The organism is Levilactobacillus bambusae (assembly GCF_003124125.1).
Classification (GTDB): Bacteria; Bacillota; Bacilli; order Lactobacillales; family Lactobacillaceae; genus Levilactobacillus; species Levilactobacillus bambusae.
On the sequence record NZ_QCXQ01000002.1, the window covers coordinates 492,943 to 510,236 of the forward strand.

15 protein-coding genes and 1 riboswitch are annotated in these 17,294 nt (G+C 50.0%); of the genes, 4 read left to right on the forward strand and 11 right to left on the reverse strand.

Annotated elements, in window-relative coordinates:
* Positions 1–11: 11 nt before the first annotated feature.
* Positions 12–1,385, reverse strand: coding sequence for an SLC45 family MFS transporter (locus tag DCM90_RS05190; protein ID WP_109250273.1), 1,374 nt, complete (start codon positions 1,383–1,385; stop codon positions 12–14).
* A 372-nt stretch (positions 1,386–1,757) separates the two neighbouring features.
* Positions 1,758–2,720 carry a LacI family DNA-binding transcriptional regulator gene (locus tag DCM90_RS05195; protein WP_109250274.1) on the reverse strand — a complete coding sequence of 321 codons (963 nt, stop codon included), beginning with the start codon at positions 2,718–2,720 and terminating at the stop codon, positions 1,758–1,760.
* 184 nt (positions 2,721–2,904) lie between these two features.
* On the opposite strand from DCM90_RS05195, the gene DCM90_RS05200 reads away from it, so the two are divergent.
* Positions 2,905–4,050, forward strand: coding sequence for an MFS transporter (locus tag DCM90_RS05200; RefSeq protein WP_109250275.1), 1,146 nt, complete (start codon positions 2,905–2,907; stop codon positions 4,048–4,050).
* A 77-nt stretch (positions 4,051–4,127) separates the two neighbouring features.
* On the opposite strand, the gene DCM90_RS05205 is transcribed toward DCM90_RS05200, so the two are convergent.
* Positions 4,128–4,421 (reverse strand): hypothetical protein, encoded by a 294-nt coding sequence (locus tag DCM90_RS05205; protein WP_109250276.1) that lies wholly within the window; start codon positions 4,419–4,421, stop codon positions 4,128–4,130.
* Positions 4,422–4,522: 101 nt separating this feature from the next.
* On the opposite strand from DCM90_RS05205, the gene DCM90_RS05210 reads away from it, so the two are divergent.
* On the forward strand, positions 4,523–5,530 hold the full coding sequence (locus tag DCM90_RS05210; protein WP_109250277.1) for an amidohydrolase family protein: 1,008 nt from the start codon (positions 4,523–4,525) through the stop codon (positions 5,528–5,530).
* Here the strand turns inward: DCM90_RS05210 and DCM90_RS05215 are convergent.
* Both DCM90_RS05215 and DCM90_RS05220 read right to left on the reverse strand, forming a co-directional pair.
* Positions 5,519–5,827: a hypothetical protein gene (locus DCM90_RS05215; protein WP_109250278.1), complete on the reverse strand. Its 309-nt coding sequence runs from the start codon at positions 5,825–5,827 to the stop codon at positions 5,519–5,521. The genes DCM90_RS05210 and DCM90_RS05215 overlap by 12 nt on opposite strands.
* The gene (locus DCM90_RS05220) at positions 5,820–7,118 is read right to left on the reverse strand and encodes a Y-family DNA polymerase (RefSeq protein WP_109250279.1); all 1,299 of its coding nucleotides are present in this window, start codon (positions 7,116–7,118) and stop codon (positions 5,820–5,822) included. The genes DCM90_RS05215 and DCM90_RS05220 overlap by 8 nt, the downstream gene beginning before the upstream one ends.
* Before the next feature lie 268 nt (positions 7,119–7,386).
* Between DCM90_RS05220 and DCM90_RS05225 the strand changes: the two genes are divergently transcribed.
* Both DCM90_RS05225 and DCM90_RS05230 read left to right on the forward strand, forming a co-directional pair.
* Complete coding sequence (locus tag DCM90_RS05225) at positions 7,387–10,143, forward strand: MucBP domain-containing protein (protein ID WP_109250280.1); 2,757 nt, start codon at positions 7,387–7,389, stop codon at positions 10,141–10,143.
* Between the two features lie 205 nt (positions 10,144–10,348).
* The gene (locus DCM90_RS05230) at positions 10,349–11,251 is read left to right on the forward strand and encodes a DMT family transporter (protein WP_109250281.1); all 903 of its coding nucleotides are present in this window, start codon (positions 10,349–10,351) and stop codon (positions 11,249–11,251) included.
* A gap of 97 nt (positions 11,252–11,348) precedes the next feature.
* Here the strand turns inward: DCM90_RS05230 and DCM90_RS05235 are convergent, their stop codons facing one another.
* From DCM90_RS05235 to DCM90_RS05260, 6 genes are all read right to left on the reverse strand, one after another.
* A complete protein-coding gene (locus DCM90_RS05235; RefSeq protein WP_109250282.1) occupies positions 11,349–11,699 on the reverse strand; it encodes a hypothetical protein in 351 nt (116 codons plus the stop codon).
* A gap of 216 nt (positions 11,700–11,915) precedes the next feature.
* A complete protein-coding gene (ribH, locus tag DCM90_RS05240; protein WP_109250283.1) occupies positions 11,916–12,386 on the reverse strand; it encodes a 6,7-dimethyl-8-ribityllumazine synthase in 471 nt (156 codons plus the stop codon).
* Between the two features lie 2 nt (positions 12,387–12,388).
* Positions 12,389–13,594, reverse strand: a complete 1,206-nt coding sequence (gene ribB, locus DCM90_RS05245; RefSeq protein WP_109250284.1) for a 3,4-dihydroxy-2-butanone-4-phosphate synthase — start codon at positions 13,592–13,594, stop codon at positions 12,389–12,391.
* The gene (locus DCM90_RS05250) at positions 13,575–14,186 is read right to left on the reverse strand and encodes a riboflavin synthase (protein WP_109250285.1); all 612 of its coding nucleotides are present in this window, start codon (positions 14,184–14,186) and stop codon (positions 13,575–13,577) included. The genes ribB and DCM90_RS05250 overlap by 20 nt, the downstream gene beginning before the upstream one ends.
* Before the next feature lie 2 nt (positions 14,187–14,188).
* Positions 14,189–15,244 carry a bifunctional diaminohydroxyphosphoribosylaminopyrimidine deaminase/5-amino-6-(5-phosphoribosylamino)uracil reductase RibD gene (ribD, locus tag DCM90_RS05255; RefSeq protein ID WP_109250286.1) on the reverse strand — a complete coding sequence of 352 codons (1,056 nt, stop codon included), beginning with the start codon at positions 15,242–15,244 and terminating at the stop codon, positions 14,189–14,191.
* 133 nt (positions 15,245–15,377) lie between these two features.
* Positions 15,378–15,511: riboswitch (FMN riboswitch) on the reverse strand.
* 109 nt (positions 15,512–15,620) lie between these two features.
* A complete protein-coding gene (locus DCM90_RS05260; protein ID WP_109250287.1) occupies positions 15,621–17,213 on the reverse strand; it encodes a polysaccharide biosynthesis protein in 1,593 nt (530 codons plus the stop codon).
* Positions 17,214–17,294: the final 81 nt, after the last annotated feature.

Genomic DNA, 17,294 nt, shown 5'->3' on the forward strand with positions numbered 1-17,294 from the left:
CATTTTTACGGTTAAGCCCGGTAGGTTTCCTTAATGGTTCCCACGCTAAATGCCCCTAACAGCATAACAATTCCAGCTAGCAGGAACATGTTGATCTGACTGCTGCCGAGGAGTGGAAAGAGGGCAAAACTAGCTAATGAGGCCACAATCTGTGGCAAACAAATCGACCCGTTAAAGAGGCCTAGGTACGTCCCCATGTGGGCTCCCGTTAAGGCGTTCGTCACCATGGTCAGCGGGTAGGTGTTCATTGCGGCCCACGCCATTCCAATTAGGGCAAAGGCAATAATCAGCGTGTATTGAGAATGAATAAAGAACACGGCGATAAACCCGACCGACCCCAATAGAAGACTGAAGGCGTAGTCAAACTTATGGTGGGAATTCGGCAGTTTGGCCAGGACGTAGGACCAAATGACAGCGGCAATGGATTGGACGGCCGCTAACACACCGTACCAGTTCCCCGCCGCTTGGTACCCAGCACTCGCTGCGTTGGTGGTATGCCAAACGTTAGAAGCAATGGCGCCCGCGGAATAAGTCCAGAGATACTGAAAGGCCATCCAGCAGAAGAATTGAACCAGGGTCACCGTCCAAAAGACCTTGGGTGCCGATTTCAAGAGGGTCCACCAGTTACCTCCCGTACTATTGGCTTCCTCGGAAATTCCGTGGTACAGGGCGTAATGTTCTGGATCGTATTCCTTAACCTTTAACAGGGTAAATAAACTCGTTACCACAAGAATGGCTGCCCCCACGTAAAAGGAAATCACAACGGATTGTGGGACGACCCCTTTCTTGGCGGTATTGCTAATTCCCCACCAAGCAAACAGGAAGGGTAAGATCGCCGCTAGCACGGCACCCGTATTGGATAAGAAACTTTGAATTCCGTATGCGTAACTCTTTTGATTATCATTTACCATGTCGCCGACCATCATTTTAAACGGCTGCATCGCAATGTTGGATGATAAGTCCAGCAGGGCCACGGTTACCGCACCAAACATCAGGGCGGCAAAGGAACCGTAACCGAACCCAAGACTGCCCGAGTTTGGAAGCAGACACATGACAATCACAGCAATAATGGTACCTAAAGCTAAGTAGGGTAACCGGCGGCCGCCAAACTTCGGCGACCACGTTCTGTCGGAGTAATACCCGACAATGGGCTGAACAATTAGTCCAGCTAGGGGTGGCAAAATAAAAAACCACCCTAAGTTATTGGGGTTGGCCCCAATCGTTTGAAAGATCCGACTCATTTGAGAACTCTGCAGTGTAAAGGCCGTCTGAACCCCTAGGAACCCAAGGTTAATCATCCAAATCATACTTGGCGTTAACTTGGGCAGCCCTGATTGAGACTCTAAAACGACCTGACCGTTATCTGGTTGTACGGTGTCAGCCATGCTATTTTCCTCCTTAAGCAATATAACTTTAACGTCCACGGTGCTTGTTCAATCAAAATGATCATTTATGATTGGCTCCATTATGAAACCGTTTGCAAAATAATGCAACCGTTTGCGTAAAAATAATTTAATTACCTTTGCAACCGTTTACAAACGTGATATATTAATCATTGTTCGTTATCTTGTGAAATTAACGGTTCATTAATCCCAATCCTACCGGGGGCATAGCGAAGTTCATGGATCTCCTGCACGTCATGGCCATTGCAAAACAAAAAGGGATTATGATCAAATCCGATTACGACTAACCGAATCCGGTAACAATCCCTGTCAAAATGGTCTGGATGCTTGAGGTTCCCACTCCAACATCAATTTTTAATTAATTTCAAACGGAATCAGCCGGTGCCGGGCCCTTGTCGATTCATCGGACTGAAACAGCAATTGAGCTGCAGCCTCCCCCATCCGTTCCGGAAACAGATTAATGGAGTGAAATTCATTATCCACCAACTGTTTGGCGACCGTCTGGTTAAAACTAATGAAGGGAATGGTTTCCGTCTGGGTCAGGTGCCATAGGCGGTAGAATTCCATTGCTCGATCATCATCGGTGGCAATCACCCCGTCGATGGCCGGATTATTCTCAATGGCGTGAATGGTTTCTGTATTTGAAGTCTCGGCCGTGATCGAAATAATCCGAACCGGAATGTGGTAAGCTGCCATGACCCGTTCGAATCCCTCCCGCCGGTTCATTTCATACTCCCAACCTTGATTAGACTCCACAAAGACGGGGTGTTTCACGTGATAGTGGGTGAGGAGATACCGTGCGGCAGCGGCACCCGCTTCAAAGTTATCATTATCCACAAAGAGGTCGTCCCCGTGGTCAATTGGATGGCCCACGATTACAAAGGGAATGTCTTGATCCCTTAACCATTGAGCGACTTCATCATTAACATCTGAGTAAAGAAAAATAAACTTCTTAATGTGACTTTGCTGAACCATTGCCCGCACGTTCTGCAGCAGCATTTCGGGCGTGCTGCCAATCGCAATGGATAACACAGCGTGGTGGGCCACTAATTCTAAGTTGATGCCTCGCAATAGGTCAATGTAAAATGGATTGGCTTGTGCCACCCGATCACTCGTTGGAAAAATAACGCCAACGGCATTCGCTTCACCGTTCGTCAGGTTTTTAGCGTTCAAATTGGGGACGTACCCCATTTGTTCCGCCAGCTGCTGCACCCGCTGCCGGGTAGCTTGGGAGACATGTGGATTATCATTTAATGCTCTGGACGCTGTCGATACTGATACACCGGCTTCTTTAGCGATGTCCCGAATCGTTACCATAAATATTCCCTCTTACTTAATCTTGGCTTAAGCCTAAAGAATCCGTTTTCCTCATCATACCAATCCCCTAATCTGATAGCAACGCAAATTTATCCGGTCGTCATTCAAAATAGTCATAATTTTCTGCATCATAAAACTAGTCGAAACTGATAGGCTTAAACAACGATAGGGGGAACCGAACGTCATGACCAGTTTACTGTTAATTTTTATTTACCTTGCCTTTGTCAGCTTAGGCCTGCCTGACTCCCTGTTAGGCTCCGCCTGGCCCGCCATGCACCAATCATTAAACGTCCCCCTGGCGAGCGCCGGTCTTATTACAATGATTATTTCAATCGGCACCATCCTATCCAGTCTCTTTGCGAACCGATTAATCCGTAAAAGGGGGACCGCAGCCGTCACTACCTGGAGTGTTTTTCTAACCGCCCTAGCTTTGCTGGGGTTTGCCCTCTCCCCCACATTTTGGGGGTTATGCCTGTTAGCCATTCCATATGGGCTCGGCGCCGGGGCCATTGATACCGCCCTAAACAACTTTGTCGCCCTGCATTTTTCCTCGCGCCACATGAACTGGCTGCACTGCATGTGGGGTGTTGGCGCCACGCTAAGCCCCATCTTAATGGGCACCAGTCTTAGAAATGGCTTCGGGTGGCGGGGCGGCTACCTCTTGGTGGCTGGGATTCAAGCCATAATCTGGATTGCCCTCATCATCAGTCTGCCCCTTTGGCACCGTTTTGCCGAGGTCACTCCTACCGATGCGGAACCTCTGATCACCGACCGGGAACCCCTTTGGCACATCAAGGGATTTAAAGCGGCAACTCTCAGTTTCTTTGTTTATAACGCCCTGGAACAAACAACGGGATTATGGACCAGTAGTTTTCTCGTTAAGGGGCGGGCGATCTCCGTAGCGAGTGCCGCTCAATACACCGCCTTTTTCTACATGGGCATTATGACGGGCCGGTTCTTCGCCGGGGTCTTGGCCAATCGAGTTAGCGACCGACGCTTAATTCAAACGGGACTGGGTTGCTTGGCCCTAGGAACCCTTCTGCTTCTCATCCCAACCTCAGGTACCGCCATTCTCGCTCTCCCCCTGATGGGACTAGGGTGTGCCCCCATTTACCCCTCTCTCATCCACGAAACGCCAACCACCTTTGGTCCCGCTCGATCGCAGGCCATGATCGGGTATCAAATGGCCAGCGCCTACACGGGTACGACCCTTTTGCCGCCCCTATTTGGCTGGCTCACGCAAACCATCGGAATCCAACTTTTCCCGCTCTTATTGGCGGGACTCGTTTTGATTCTTACTAGTGCCATTTACCGAATCCACCACCTCTAGTGCGGCTGCCAGACCACTGCCCGGATATCAGTGAGACTCAGCAGTGCTGATCCAACATAGCATTCTGAATCGCAAACCTAGTCGACGATTCCGGTCGCAAAGTTGTGGGCGTTTGTTTGGCCGTCAATGGACAGCTGTTGAACTAAAACGGGCCGCTGCTTATGGACCGCCTGAACCAGCCGCCGCTTAATTTCTGGTTGGGATTGGCGGGGCAGCGGCTGGGTTTTCCATTGGTTATCTGACTGTGCCTCCTTGATTGCTGACGTGTGATCAGAGAGAAAATATCCCTGCCACTTCATTAATCCCCGGTCGTGATAATCAACGTCAAAAAAATGCTGGACGTCCGCATCCGTAAATGGCGGTCGCTTCATTTTAATCCCACCTCCGTTCAAAAATAAGGGTTTATCGTTGCGTTTTGATCCTGATTAGGAGATAAAAGAAGTAACTATTTTTAATTTTAGGGGGTCGTTTTATGGTTAAAAAAATTGCGCTGGAAGAACATTTTTCTTCCCCAATGAACACAAAGCTTTGGCAGGACGTTGATACCGCCGCTGTTTTTGGTCCCACTGATGCCCAATTCATCCGGGAAAACCTCTGGGGTAACCAAAAAAATTACGTTCAGGAATTAAACGGAATGGCCATAGATCAGGTCGTCTTGTCCCTGAATTCCCCCGGCGTCCAAGGAATTAGCGACAAGCAGCAGGCGATTGCACTGGCAAAGGAAAGCAACGATGCCGTGACGGAAGCCTATGTTAACGCTTATCCCGGCCGGTTTAGTGCTTTCGCCGCCGTGGCGCTCCAAGATCCGCAGGCTGCCGCTGACGAATTAGAACGGGCGGTAACCCAGTTAGGGATGAAAGGCGCTTTAATTAATGGCTATACCAATTTAGCCGACCCCGACGAAGTGGTTTACTTGGACGATCCCTCAATGGCCGTTTTTTGGGCAAAGGTTAACGAACTAAACGTCCCCGTCTACCTTCATCCTAGAAATCCTCAACCGTCACAACAACGCATTTATGCGGGCTATCCGGGGTTAATCGGTTCAGCTTGGGGCTACACCCAAGAGACCGCCGTGCATACCGTTCGACTGATGATGAGCGGGCTTTTCGATCAGTATCCGAACTTGCACCTCATTCTGGGTCACCTGGGCGAAGGCCTCTCCCAAACACTACCCCGGACGCAGGCCCGCCTATACAAACAGCGGCACGGTCAGACGGGGGCCAAGAACCTTCGACCCCTGACGGATTACTTGCGCACAAACGTCTTTGCTACTACCAGCGGCCACTTTTCAACGGCCGCGTTTCTGGCGGCCCTAGAAGCATTTGGCCCCGATCACATGTTATTTTCGCTAGATTTTCCCTACGTGACTAATGAAGAGGGTGCAAACTGGTTTGATCAGCTGCCAATTGACGACTCGCTCAAGGAACAAATTGGTTACCAAAACGCCGCTCACCTCTTAAACCTGCCATTAAGTGATTAACTGGTTTGAACTCGGCCACCGCAACCCGTCAAACCCGGCGTAAACCACGGAAATCTGGGTTGCACCCTTAATTTCGGTCATGATGGTTTCAAAATCCGCCAACTCCGTCGTTTTAACGGTATGGAGTGGAATGGAGCGCTGCCGGTGACCTAGTTTGTGAATTAAAATAAAGAAATTAATCCCGCCTTCATAGGGATCCCAGGCCACGGACAGTTGATAGATTGTTCGTGGCCGTTTTTTAAAGTGGTCGGCTAAGCGATCTAGAATAATAGCCGTTTCTCGGTGGCAATCAATCATAAGCGTTCCCCCCGTTATGTCCGCCCACAAGGCTGGCCCGCTGAATGGCCGTGGCCCCAGTCCGTAGGCTGCTCGCCTTAACGATGGCACTTGAGCCGTACCGCCGGCGAATTTGGTCGAGGGTCCGATTAATGGTGTTGGTCTGAATCTGCTGGTCAACCGGGTGAAAAAGATCCAGTTGCTGATGATTATCCGGGCTTAACCGGCCGAGCTGGACCGCAATATTGCGGACCGCCTGGCCCTCCCAGTATTTTTCAAAGAGAAACCGGAGCTGCCTGGCCACTTCCCGATTATCGTTGGTGGGTTCAAGCCTCATCCGGTGGCTAAACCCCGGGGTGCCCGTTTGGGTTATCGCCGGGTGGGCAAATCCAATCGATAACCCAATCTCTCCCGCAAGCTTGCCGTGCGCCCGAACCCGGGAAGCAACCTGCTCCCCAATTTCACGGATCACCACTTCAATTTCTTCTAACCGGTTGTAATCCCGGGCTAGAACCTGTGAATTACTAAAGCTGACGTCCCGAATCTTAAGGGGCTCCGTTAGTTGGCTTCGATCAACACCCCACGCCAGGGCAAACAATTGGAACCCCATCACACCAAACTCCGCCTTAAGGTCGTACGGGTTGGCCCGCGCTAAATCCGCCATTGAGTCAATATGTAATTGATTTAGTCGCTTTGCGGTCCGCCGCCCAATGCTCCATACATCCGTTAGCTGGGTCACCGGCCAGAGTCGTTCGGCCACCGTATCGTATTTGATCTGCCCAATTCGGTTAGGATCGTGTTTGGCATATAAGTCGAGCGCTAACTTGGCTTGAACCGGATTTTCGCCCACGCCAACGGTAGTGTAGAGACCAAGTTCCTGATAAATCTGCTGCTGGATTTGCTGAGCCACTTCTAACAGGTCATGGCCAAATAGGAACCAGCTCTTCGTCACATCCAGGAGGGATTCATCAATTGAATACGGTAGAAGATCCGCCTTTGCCACGTACCGGTTGTAAATAGCGTTGATTTCCAGGTTCTTTCTAATGTATAAATTCATTCGAGGCGGCACCACTATCAGTCGTTCATCATCGGGCAGATCCCGTTGACGCGAGACGTTCGTGATGTGAAACAACTGCTTAGCCATGGGTGAAGCAGCTAAAATCAGTCCCCCGTTTGTATTTTCCTGTTCAGACATCACCACTAAAATCGATTCTAGGGGGTCAATCCGCCGGGCCACACTCTCGCAGCTTGCATAAAAGGATTTGTTATCAATAAAAAAATAGACCCCGTGCGGCTCATTTGAATAGTCCATTTGATCACTTCCAAACCGTGTTTATTCGTCATCCGAACGTACGTTCTCGTTTTACTCTATCACACGAACATACGTTTGAAAAGCAAAAGCTACATCAGTATTTAATTCACAATCTTCAAATAGTCTGTCCCGGGAATGAAACAGATAACCTTAAAGTTCCTCCTTCGTATATTTAATACTGTGAATTATTTACTTCGTGTGCTAGTCTGAATATGATGGTTGACGGTCGTGCCAACCAACTTCAGAGACGAAAGAAGAGGAAAGAAATATGGGATCGCAAAATCATAACGGGGTAAAAAAGACCGTTCGTTATAAAATGTATAAATCCAAGAAAAATTGGATGGTTGCTGGAATTGCCTTATTTTCATTTGGCTTAGCTACCTTCCAGGCACCTACCGCTCATGCCGACACGACAAATGTGAAAACGGTTGCTGTTTCAAGTTCAGCGCCGACTTCTAGTGCGGCGTCAAGTACCCCAGCCAGCTCTAGTGTAGCAGCTAGTGATGCCAAGGCAGCAACCGCTAGCTCAGCTGCCTCAAGTGCTTCGGTTACAAAGACATCTGAATCAACGGTTAAGACGACTTCGTCAGCTGCTTCAAGTTCGGCAAGTTCCGAATCCTCAGCAGCGGCTAAACAAACGGTCGCTTCATCAGCCGCTAAGTCATCCTCCTCGGCTGCGACCCCAACTTCGAGTGCCGCCTCTAAGTCGACTAGCAAGACGACCCAGTCATCGGCCGCTAAGACAAGCACCGTTACGGCTTCATCTTCATCCGCAGCATCTAAATCTGCTGCCGCTGATGAAGTCTACGATGGCCAAGGCTACTGGGATGGTTACAATAACTCCGGCAATATGGCCAGTCATTACTCGGATTCCGATTTTGACCAATACAATTCTGATTACAACCGGGGCGTTAAAGATTCCAGCGTTGGCCCAGCTAACTTGGGTGGTAACCCCCACGTCGATGGAAAGGGAGTTATTGATGATGGAACCTTTAACAACTACCAAATCATTGATAACACCGGGAACGGCAAGCCAAGCCTCTCCCTTTCTAATTCCAATACTTCTAAACAACAAAACCAAGAAACCTTAAACACCATTAAGGATAATGCGGGTAAGAGCGTTTACGTCACCAACTGGGGCAACCCATTAGTTGGTAACGTCTACGGGACCATTAAGAAGCAAAAGCCATTAATTGTTAGTGGCGGGGTCATCCATATTTCGTCAGACGGCCGCGTTTTAAACGCCCCAGCTGACCTTGATTTATCCTCAATCCTACCGTACATCCGGACCATTAACGGTTACACACTGAACGAGACGATTGCCCAGTTAACGAGTAACTCTTACTACATTGGCAAGGATGGTCAGAAGCACGTCGTTGGCTTTACCTATGACCCTAAGACTCAAAAGCTCACGCTATCCATTGCTCAAATGCAAGCCTGGTTTGACGCTCAGGGTCGGTCCCTTTACTACTACAGTCCAATTGGGATTAACATCGTGGATCCTGCAAACGGCGTTAACACCGTGGAATCCTTTAACGCCCTCTACGCCTTTGAATACGATCAACCCGTTGTCTTAAACGTAACGGGAACCCAAACGATCACCGAAGGCACCAAGTGGACCAACGATGAAGGTTACGTTTCGGGAACGGATGAACATGGGGACAACTTAAGTTACTCCCAATTAACTTCCGTTACCGGGGACGTTGATTACAACACCCCAGGAACTTACCACGTCACCTATTCTTACACTGATGACGCAAACAACTTCACCTCCAAGGTCGTTGAAGTTATCGTAACAGCAGCTGACGAATCCGTTACCGTTAACTACGTTGATCAAGACGGCAACGTTTTGAAGTCAACCACGTTAACCGGTAAGGATGGCGAAACCGTCGATATTCCAAGTCAGTCCTTTGACGGGTACGACTTAAAGGATGGTCAGCCAACCACTTACACGTACAACAAGGATGCCAACCAAACCGTAACGGTGAGTTACATTCAAAAGGCTTCCGTCGTTGTAAACTACGTCGACCAAGATGGCAACGTCTTAGGCACCAAGACCATTAACGGCCACGTTAATGATCAAGTCAGCATTCCCGATGAAACCTTCGCTGGTTACACTAAGGAAGCTAACCAGCCTAACTCATACACGTTAACTAAGGATGCTAACCAAACTGTAACGGTGAAGTACGATAAGAACGCCGAACCCGATCACGATGCTTCCGTCGTTGTCAACTACGTGGATGAAGATGGCAACGTCTTAGGTACTGAAACCATTAAGGGCCACGTTGGCGACAAGGTTAACATTCCAGGCAAGTCATTTACTGGCTACACCTTAGATGCCGACCAACCAACTTCATATACCCTTACCGATGCAGCTAACCAAACTGTAACGGTGAAGTATTCGAAGAAGGCCACTGAACCAACCAATCCAGATCCAGATATCACGGTTACCATTCACTACGTTGACCATGACGGCAACGTCTTAGCCACTCGAACGGTAACGGGGAAGGCTGGGGAACAAATCCAGATTCCTAGTGTAACCATCGATGGTTACACCTTAGACCCTGATCAAGCAACGACGTACACCATTACGGACGCTGATAACCAGGTGGTAACAGTATCCTACAGTAAGAACGAAGATGGATCCACCACGACCCCAGGGAACAACGGTGACAATAATACCGATAACTCTGGCGATAATAGCACCGATAATGGAAATCACCAAACTGGTAGCGACAACAACACCAGTAAGGATGACAACCAAACGAACACTAACCCATCCGATCACAATAACAACGGTGGGGTAACGGATGTTGCCACGGGATCGGTTACCGGTAACGGAAGTCAAACGGTGATCACCACCCCAACCGTTTCCAATAAGAAAGCGGACGCTAACACAACCACCACTCTGCCACAAACGGGCGAAGCCGAAAACCATGCTCAATCATTCGGACTGGTTGCTGCCGCACTCTCAATTCTAGGCCTCTTTGGTTTAGGCGTAGACCGGAAGCGGAAAAACGACTAATTACCTCCACTCGTTTCTCACTCTGCGAAATTAAATCGGCTAATCTTAGTCCCGCTTAAACGGCGACCTTCCAAAACTTGACGTGCTTTCAGTCAAGTTTTGGGGGTCGCCGTTTCGGTTTATTTTTAACTTCCCATTTCAGTTTGCCCCACAATTAGTTACACTAGACACATCCACAAAATTGTCGATTGAAAGTTGGGAGAACATGCAGACTCATTCACGGGGAATTTGGCTAGCCGTTATTGGTACAACGTTATGGGGGGTATCGGGCACCGTCGCTCAGGCCCTCTTTGACCATTTTGCCGTCAACACCAGCTGGATGATTGTTGCCCGGATGTTAACAGCGGGAGGATTAATCCTGTTATTAGGCGCCCTTCAGGAAGGCCGCCACCTATTTGATATTTGGCGGGATTCCCATGATGCCTGGCTGCTTTTGGCCTTCAGTATCTTTGGTATGTTAGGTGTTCAATCTACCTATTTCTTTGCCATTCAGGCGGGAAACAGCGCTACGGCAACCGTACTTCAGTTTTTAAACCCCACCCTCATTATCATTGTCATGGCCATCTATCAACGAATTTGGCCCCGGCGGGTTGACACCCTATCCGTCATCATGGCAACCGTGGGGACCTTCTTAGTGGTGACTTCGGGGCACTTAAACACCCTCTCCGTTCCTCTCATGGCAGTCTTTTGGGGCCTGCTATCAGCGATCGGTGCTATGCTGTATACGATTTTGCCCGTGCGGCTCATTAAGGTGTACGGTGCCATTCCGGTTGTGGGTTGGTCCATGCTTATCGGAGGCATAATTTTTAACTGCTACCATCCCATTTGGCGTAGTGTCCCAGCGGCCCAGCCTCTTACCTGGGGGCTGATTGCCTTTGTCATTATCGGTGGGACCCTCCTGGGGTATTTACTCTACCTTGCCAGCCTACGCGACATTACCCCCACCACAGCGGGAGTAATTGATGCCTGTGAGCCCCTATCCGCAACGATTCTATCCGTGCTATTCTTAAACGTTCACCTCACATCCGCCGCAATTGTTGGGACCCTGCTGATTATCTCAACGGTCTTTGTACAAGCGTGGGGAACGCAGCGAACCGCAACTAAATAAAAATCATGCCCAATAGGGGCGCTAACCAAAATTTGGTTAGCGCCCCTATTGGGTTGTAGTCCGTTAATCCTCCAGGTCTACCGAGTGGCTCCACACCCTAAAGGTCCTGTTCACTTTCAATTTTAACGACTTGATCAAACAGGGGAAACTGTCCCTGCTTTAATGATACCCAGTAAATACGCTGGTTAATCTTCATTGGGTAGTATGAAATATCCGCACTGCCTTGATCATCCGCTTGAACGGATACCTTAATCGGGTGCTTCAGTCGCTTTAATTGATGGTACGTTCGCTGTGAGCCGCTCACCCGTTTTAGTTTCGGTGCCTCCTGGGTTCTTAACTCCCGGGATAAGAACCGCTGCGTCACAAATCCGTCCTGCAAGTCAGCCGTGACCCAAATTGTCACGTAGGCTGCCCCGCAGACTAAGAGGCCAATAACGACTGATTTCACCAGTTGTCTCTTCCTCCATGCCATCTTAACGCCCCCACTTCATTCTGATTATCCGATCTACATTCTATACAAACACTTATGTCTCAATTGTTCAACCCCGTTCAAACATAATTCCCAAACAAATGAGGCAGACACCCCCATTCGATCAGAGAATCGTCGAATTCCAGGGCGTCTGCCTCATTTAGTTGTCTGCCAGGTTGGTGATAGTCCCCCTGGTTAACGTGATTGGACTTGCGCGTTCACGTCCATCATTTCCAGCAGGTCCTCTGCCACCGCACTACCTTCATTACCCGCTTTGCCACCGGCCCGCGCCTGGGCCTGTTCAACAGTATCCGTTGTCAAAACCCCAAAGACGACGGGAACCGAACTGGTCAGGGCAAGCTGGCTAATTCCCTTAACGGTCTCACCACTAATGTATTGGTAATGGTCAGTTTCGCCCCGGATAACCGCTCCCAAGGTAATCACCCCATCATATTTATTCAGGGCCAGTAATCGGTGGACCATTCCCGGAATTTCAAAGGCGCCAGGGACCCATACCACGTCGATTTGCTCGGATGAAACATTGTGACGTAACAGCGTATCTTGAGCTCCCGCAACTAAGTTCGTGGTTATTTCAGCGTTAAACCGGCTAACGATAATGGCAATTCTGCCCGTCGTCGCATTGTAGTGTCCTGTATATACTGTCATTATTAATCCTCCAAGTGTAGGTGATGGTGAAACTTTTGCTGTTTGGTTTTCAAGTAGCCGCGATCCTCCGGAAAAACTTCGGCTTCAAGCGGGACTAAGTCGTCCACCACGATCCCATACTGCGCTAATCCCTCAGCCTTAGCCGGGTTATTGGTCAGCAGCCGAACGTGTGTCAAGCCCCGTTCGTGTAAGATAGCGGCTGCCAGCCCATAGTCCCGTTCATCCGGAGCAAAGCCTAAGTATTCGTTAGCTTCGACCGTATCGTACCCCTGCTCTTGTAAGGCATACGCCCGCAGCTTCTGTTTCAGACCAATGCCCCGGCCTTCCTGCCGGAGATAAAGGACGTAGCCCCCCTCCTGGTTAATCCGGTCCAAGGCCATTTGCAGTTGTTGCCCACAGTCACACCGCTTGGAGCCGAACACATCACCCGTTAAGCATTCTGAATGCAACCGAACTAGGGGGGCTCCTGTGGGGATTGGCGTCTGGCTTTCAATTAAAAGCTGGAGGCGATTATCCACCACGCTCGTATAATCCGTTAGGGTAAACCGGCCGTACCGGCTCGGAAGGGCCACGGTACGATCCGCCGTGACTACCCCCTGATCGTGTGCATAACGGTAAGCCGCTAACTCTGCGATGGTTAACCTGGGCATGCCTAACTTGTCAGCTAGCCTTTTCAACCCATCGGTTCGCTGCATGTGGCCGTCAGGCGCCAGCGTTTCACAAATATACGCTGACGTCGATTTGGCTCCGGCTAACCGCGCCAAATCAACGGCAGCTTCCGTATGACCCGGACGCGTTAAGACACCCCCGGGCTGGGCGATAAGAGGAAAGACGTGGCCGGGGCGGTTAAAATCGGTCGGCTGAGCAGCTGGATTGGCTAACTGCCGAATGGTTGCGGCGCGCTCGAAAGCGGAAATCCCCGTCGTAGTCGTTCGAGCATCAACACTAACGGTAAACGCCGTTCCGAAGTGTTCCGTATTCTGATTCGTCATGGATTCTAAGTGCAAGAGCTTGGCCCGGTCGGCGGTGATGGGGACACAGATAAGGCCCCGCCCGTACTGGGTCATCAGGTTAACCGTTTCGGGAGTTGCCAGTTCGCTTAACCCGATTAAATCCCCCTCGGCTTCCCGATGGTCATCATCGACGACTAACACTAATTGGCCGGCCCGCAATGCGGTAAGTGCGGCCTCAATATTGGTTGATTTCATTTTGCTGATTCCTCCCTAGGTGGGCTAAGTACCGAAAAACCAAATCAATTTCTAGATTAACCAGCTGCCCAACCCGGACGTTTGCTAACGTGGTTCGGGCTTGAGTTTCCGGAATTAATCCGATGCTAAACTGGGTGGGGCGAGCTTCAATGACGGTGAGACTGGCCCCGTCTACCGTAATGGCCCCCTTCGTAACCAACTGATTTCGAAGTTGGGGCGGTAGACTAATCGTCACAATCTGAGCGTTTTCGACCCGGTGGTTCGCCGTTACCCGTCCCGTACCATCAACATGTCCGGTAACTAGGTGACCGTCAAACCGGCCGGTAACGGGGAGGGCCCGTTCCAAGTTAACCACGGCCCCAACGTCGAGTTTTCCTAACGTGGTCTTTTCATACGTTTCTGGCATCACATCCGCCGTAAATTCACCGTCGGCTAGGTTAGTAGCCGTTAAACAGATTCCGTTCACGGCTAGGCTTTCCCCAACTTTCATCCCGGTAAATTCTTGGGGCGTTTGGAGGGTAATCCGCATGGCGTTCCCCCTGCGCTGTAATCGGCTAATCCGACCTGAAGCTTGTATAATTCCCGTAAACATCGTTATTGCCTCCCCGCTAAAATTCGAAGGGCGTTGCCCACCTGCATAATGTTTCTTGGGCTAAACTTCTGCCGGCGATCCTCGGGGCCCGTAAAGGCGGGTAATGAAAGTCTGCCAAACACTTCAAACACTTGATAAATCAACAGCTGATCCACTAAGTCAGCCGCCAAGAAGGCGTTCTGGATGTGCGCTCCGCCTTCCACCATCAGTGACTGGATCCCTAATTGACCCAATTGCTGCACCACTGCCGCAACAGGCCACCGTTTGGCAACGAAAATGCGGACCTGCGGGTAGGCCGAGAACCGTTCGGCCACGTGGCAATTAGTGGTAAACAGCCAGATGGGCACGTCGCACTTAAGAAGTCGCAGCGGAGGTACAAGCCGGCCCCGCCGATCCAAAATCACCCGGACTGGTGCGTATTCTAACGGCTGACGAACCAAAAGCTGCGGGTCATCATCTAATACCGTTTGACTGCCCACTAAAATAGCTTGCTGTTCCGCCCGGTCATCATCAATCATAACGTTAGCTTCCGCATCCGTTAGGTACGTGCGGGCCGCGTACGGAAGGGCAATCTTTCCGTCTAAGCTCTGGGCCGTTTTGACCGTCACTAGTGGGCGTTTGTGGCGGTAATAAAAGTTGTAGGTCTCGTTAAGCTGTTCAGCTTCCGTGCTTAAGACCCCCATTTTTACGGTTACCCCGTGGGCTTCCAAGTATGAAATGCCCTGACCCTTCACCAACGGATTCGGATCCATCTGAGCCACCACCACCTCTTTAACCCCCCAATCCACAATTTGGTGCGCACACGGTGGCGTTTTACCCGTGTGGCAGCAGGGCTCAAGGGTCACGTAGAGGGTTGAATTTTTCACATCTTCGGGATGTTGAACCTGATTAAAGGCATCCACTTCGGCATGGGATTGACCAAAATGGACGTGATGACCGGCACCTAATACTTGATCGTCTTTCACAAGCACGGCGCCTACAAGCGGATTCCGGTAAGTTAATCCCCGACCCCTCTGTGCTTCATGAAGGGCTAGTCGCATGTAAGCTTCATCATTCATTCTTTCCACCCCATTTCTTAAATAACAGACTAAAAACGCCCCGTGACTTCCATCACGGGGCGTTACATCATCATGAGTAGACGGCACAAAAAAACGTGCCAAAGAAGCGACTGGTAGAACCCACCAGTCAACTTCATTTCTTCTCCCATCCAGACTTTCACTGTCGGTTGCAGAATTTCACTGCATCCACCGCATAATGCGGGTCACGGACTGTCGCGTTAACGAATCACCGTCGGTCGGGAGTTTCACCCTGCCCCGAAGAAATGGTTATATTCAACTACTTTTAAATTAGCTAATTTATTCACGATTGTCAAGATAGAATTAATTAACTTCCAAAAACTAACGCTGGCATTGCTCGGCAGTCCATTAAACAAAATCACCTGAGGGTCGACACTTTCAAGGGACGCCCCAAGACCCGGGTCGCTACCCCTGTGACGTTTGCTAGCCACACGTATAGTAATGCAAAAATCCCACCAAAAACACAGGCAAATAGAAAGGCCGTGAGTTTCGTTTCCGGCTGAAGCCATGCGTTGAATCCTAAACTCACACTAAACGTCACAACACCATAACCCAGATTCATCCCCAGCAAACGGCCAAACTGGCGGAGCCGAAGATGGTACTGGCCAAAGATCTTGGTCATCCACAACAGGTCAACGACCCCAAATCCAATCGCGGTGGCAGCAATGGCACCAAATCCCTGCCACAGATAGACCATGGGGAATTGTAGCAGCAATTTGACGACCAACCCAATACTAAGGTACACCATTGCCCGCTTGCTTTCATGCAGAGCTTGTAGCAGCGTTAGGCCGTCGATGGCAATTCCCAAAATAATGCTCTGAAAAATATTAGCCACTAGGTAGTGAGTCCCTAACGGATTAAACGAAAAGAAGATGCCATAAATTTCTGGCGCTAGTGCCCCTAAAATAGTGACGGAGGGTAGAAGTGTAAACAGCAGTAAATTAAGGTTTTGGCTAATGATATTCGCTGTCCCGCCCTTTCCCGCGGCCTTATTGGTCGCTAACAACGGCAGCGTCGTTTCCGCAATGGCAATAGCCAGGGAAACAATCACCGTGGTAATTTTCGTGGGGTTCGCAGAAAACAGCGTATAAATATATTGTGCAGTCGCCACAGTCTGATGTCGTACGCCCACCATCACCTGTTTGAAAAATAGCTGGTCAATCAGCTGGGTGAGCGTAATCCCAGCCCCCACAAATACAAACGGAATGGATTCATACGCAATCATCAGTAGGGAGTGGCCGACCCCGTGCAAATCAAACGGCTGACTTTGTTCGGCCTGCAACCGGTACGTGGGCTCCTGCTTCCGGTAATACCACCAGAGGTAAACGTAACTAGCTACGGCACCGACGAACGCCCCGAAAACACTGTAGTAGACCGCTAAAACAAAGTCTAAGTGATAAACGTCAATGATGAGGTAGGTGGCCGCTAAGATAAAGGTAATTCGGAGCAGCTGTTCCCAAAGCTGGGAAATTCCGAAGGGTTTGAGATCTTGGTTACCCTGGAACCACCCCCGTAAAATGCTCATCGACGGCAAAATAATAATGGCGGGCACGAGGACCCGAATCGCAATTACCGCGTCGTGAACGGAAACGACCGCACTATTTTTAGCAAGTGTGGGAGCTAATAAATACAGCAGTAGACCGCAGAGGGCACCCGATCCTGCCATAACGGCAAACCCCATCTTAGCGAGGTAGCGGCTGTTTAAAAACTTATCTTCCCCATTATAAATTGCAATCCGCCGGGCAATCGCCGACGGAAAGCCCGCCGTTCCCAGCGAAATAAACAGCGCATAGGGCTGATAAGCCACATTAAACAGCGCCTGGGCCGCTTCCTTGTGGGCCGGGGCCCCCATCATGACTAACCAGGGAATTAAGTAAACAATTCCCAGCACCCGGGACATGATGCTACCAAATGATAGCCAAAACGAGCCCGAAACCATTTTACGATTCATTCTCTTCTTCTCTCTTCCGTTTCAATGTCTTCCACCCATTGTACGTGAAGAAGTGGGTAAAGACGAGGCCAAACACCAGGC

Excerpts from the sequence above, each read along its gene's own strand:
- DCM90_RS05195 (WP_109250274.1), bottom strand. The coding sequence starts at position 2,720 with ATGGTAACGATTCGGGACATCGCTAAAGAAGCCGGTGTATCAGTATCG.
- DCM90_RS05215 (WP_109250278.1), bottom strand. The coding sequence starts at position 5,827 with ATGATTGATTGCCACCGAGAAACGGCTATTATTCTAGATCGCTTAGCC.
- DCM90_RS05220 (WP_109250279.1), bottom strand. The coding sequence starts at position 7,118 with ATGGACTATTCAAATGAGCCGCACGGGGTCTATTTTTTTATTGATAAC.
- DCM90_RS05205 (WP_109250276.1), bottom strand. The coding sequence starts at position 4,421 with ATGAAGCGACCGCCATTTACGGATGCGGACGTCCAGCATTTTTTTGAC.
- ribD (WP_109250286.1), bottom strand. The coding sequence starts at position 15,244 with ATGAATGATGAAGCTTACATGCGACTAGCCCTTCATGAAGCACAGAGG.
- ribB (WP_109250284.1), bottom strand. The coding sequence starts at position 13,594 with ATGAAATCAACCAATATTGAGGCCGCACTTACCGCATTGCGGGCCGGC.
- DCM90_RS05200 (WP_109250275.1), top strand. The coding sequence starts at position 2,905 with ATGACCAGTTTACTGTTAATTTTTATTTACCTTGCCTTTGTCAGCTTA.
- DCM90_RS05190 (WP_109250273.1), bottom strand. The coding sequence starts at position 1,385 with ATGGCTGACACCGTACAACCAGATAACGGTCAGGTCGTTTTAGAGTCT.
- DCM90_RS05210 (WP_109250277.1), top strand. The coding sequence starts at position 4,523 with ATGGTTAAAAAAATTGCGCTGGAAGAACATTTTTCTTCCCCAATGAAC.
- ribH (WP_109250283.1), bottom strand. The coding sequence starts at position 12,386 with ATGACAGTATATACAGGACACTACAATGCGACGACGGGCAGAATTGCC.
- DCM90_RS05260 (WP_109250287.1), bottom strand. The coding sequence starts at position 17,213 with ATGAATCGTAAAATGGTTTCGGGCTCGTTTTGGCTATCATTTGGTAGC.
- DCM90_RS05230 (WP_109250281.1), top strand. The coding sequence starts at position 10,349 with ATGCAGACTCATTCACGGGGAATTTGGCTAGCCGTTATTGGTACAACG.
- DCM90_RS05225 (WP_109250280.1), top strand. The coding sequence starts at position 7,387 with ATGGGATCGCAAAATCATAACGGGGTAAAAAAGACCGTTCGTTATAAA.
- DCM90_RS05250 (WP_109250285.1), bottom strand. The coding sequence starts at position 14,186 with ATGTTTACGGGAATTATACAAGCTTCAGGTCGGATTAGCCGATTACAG.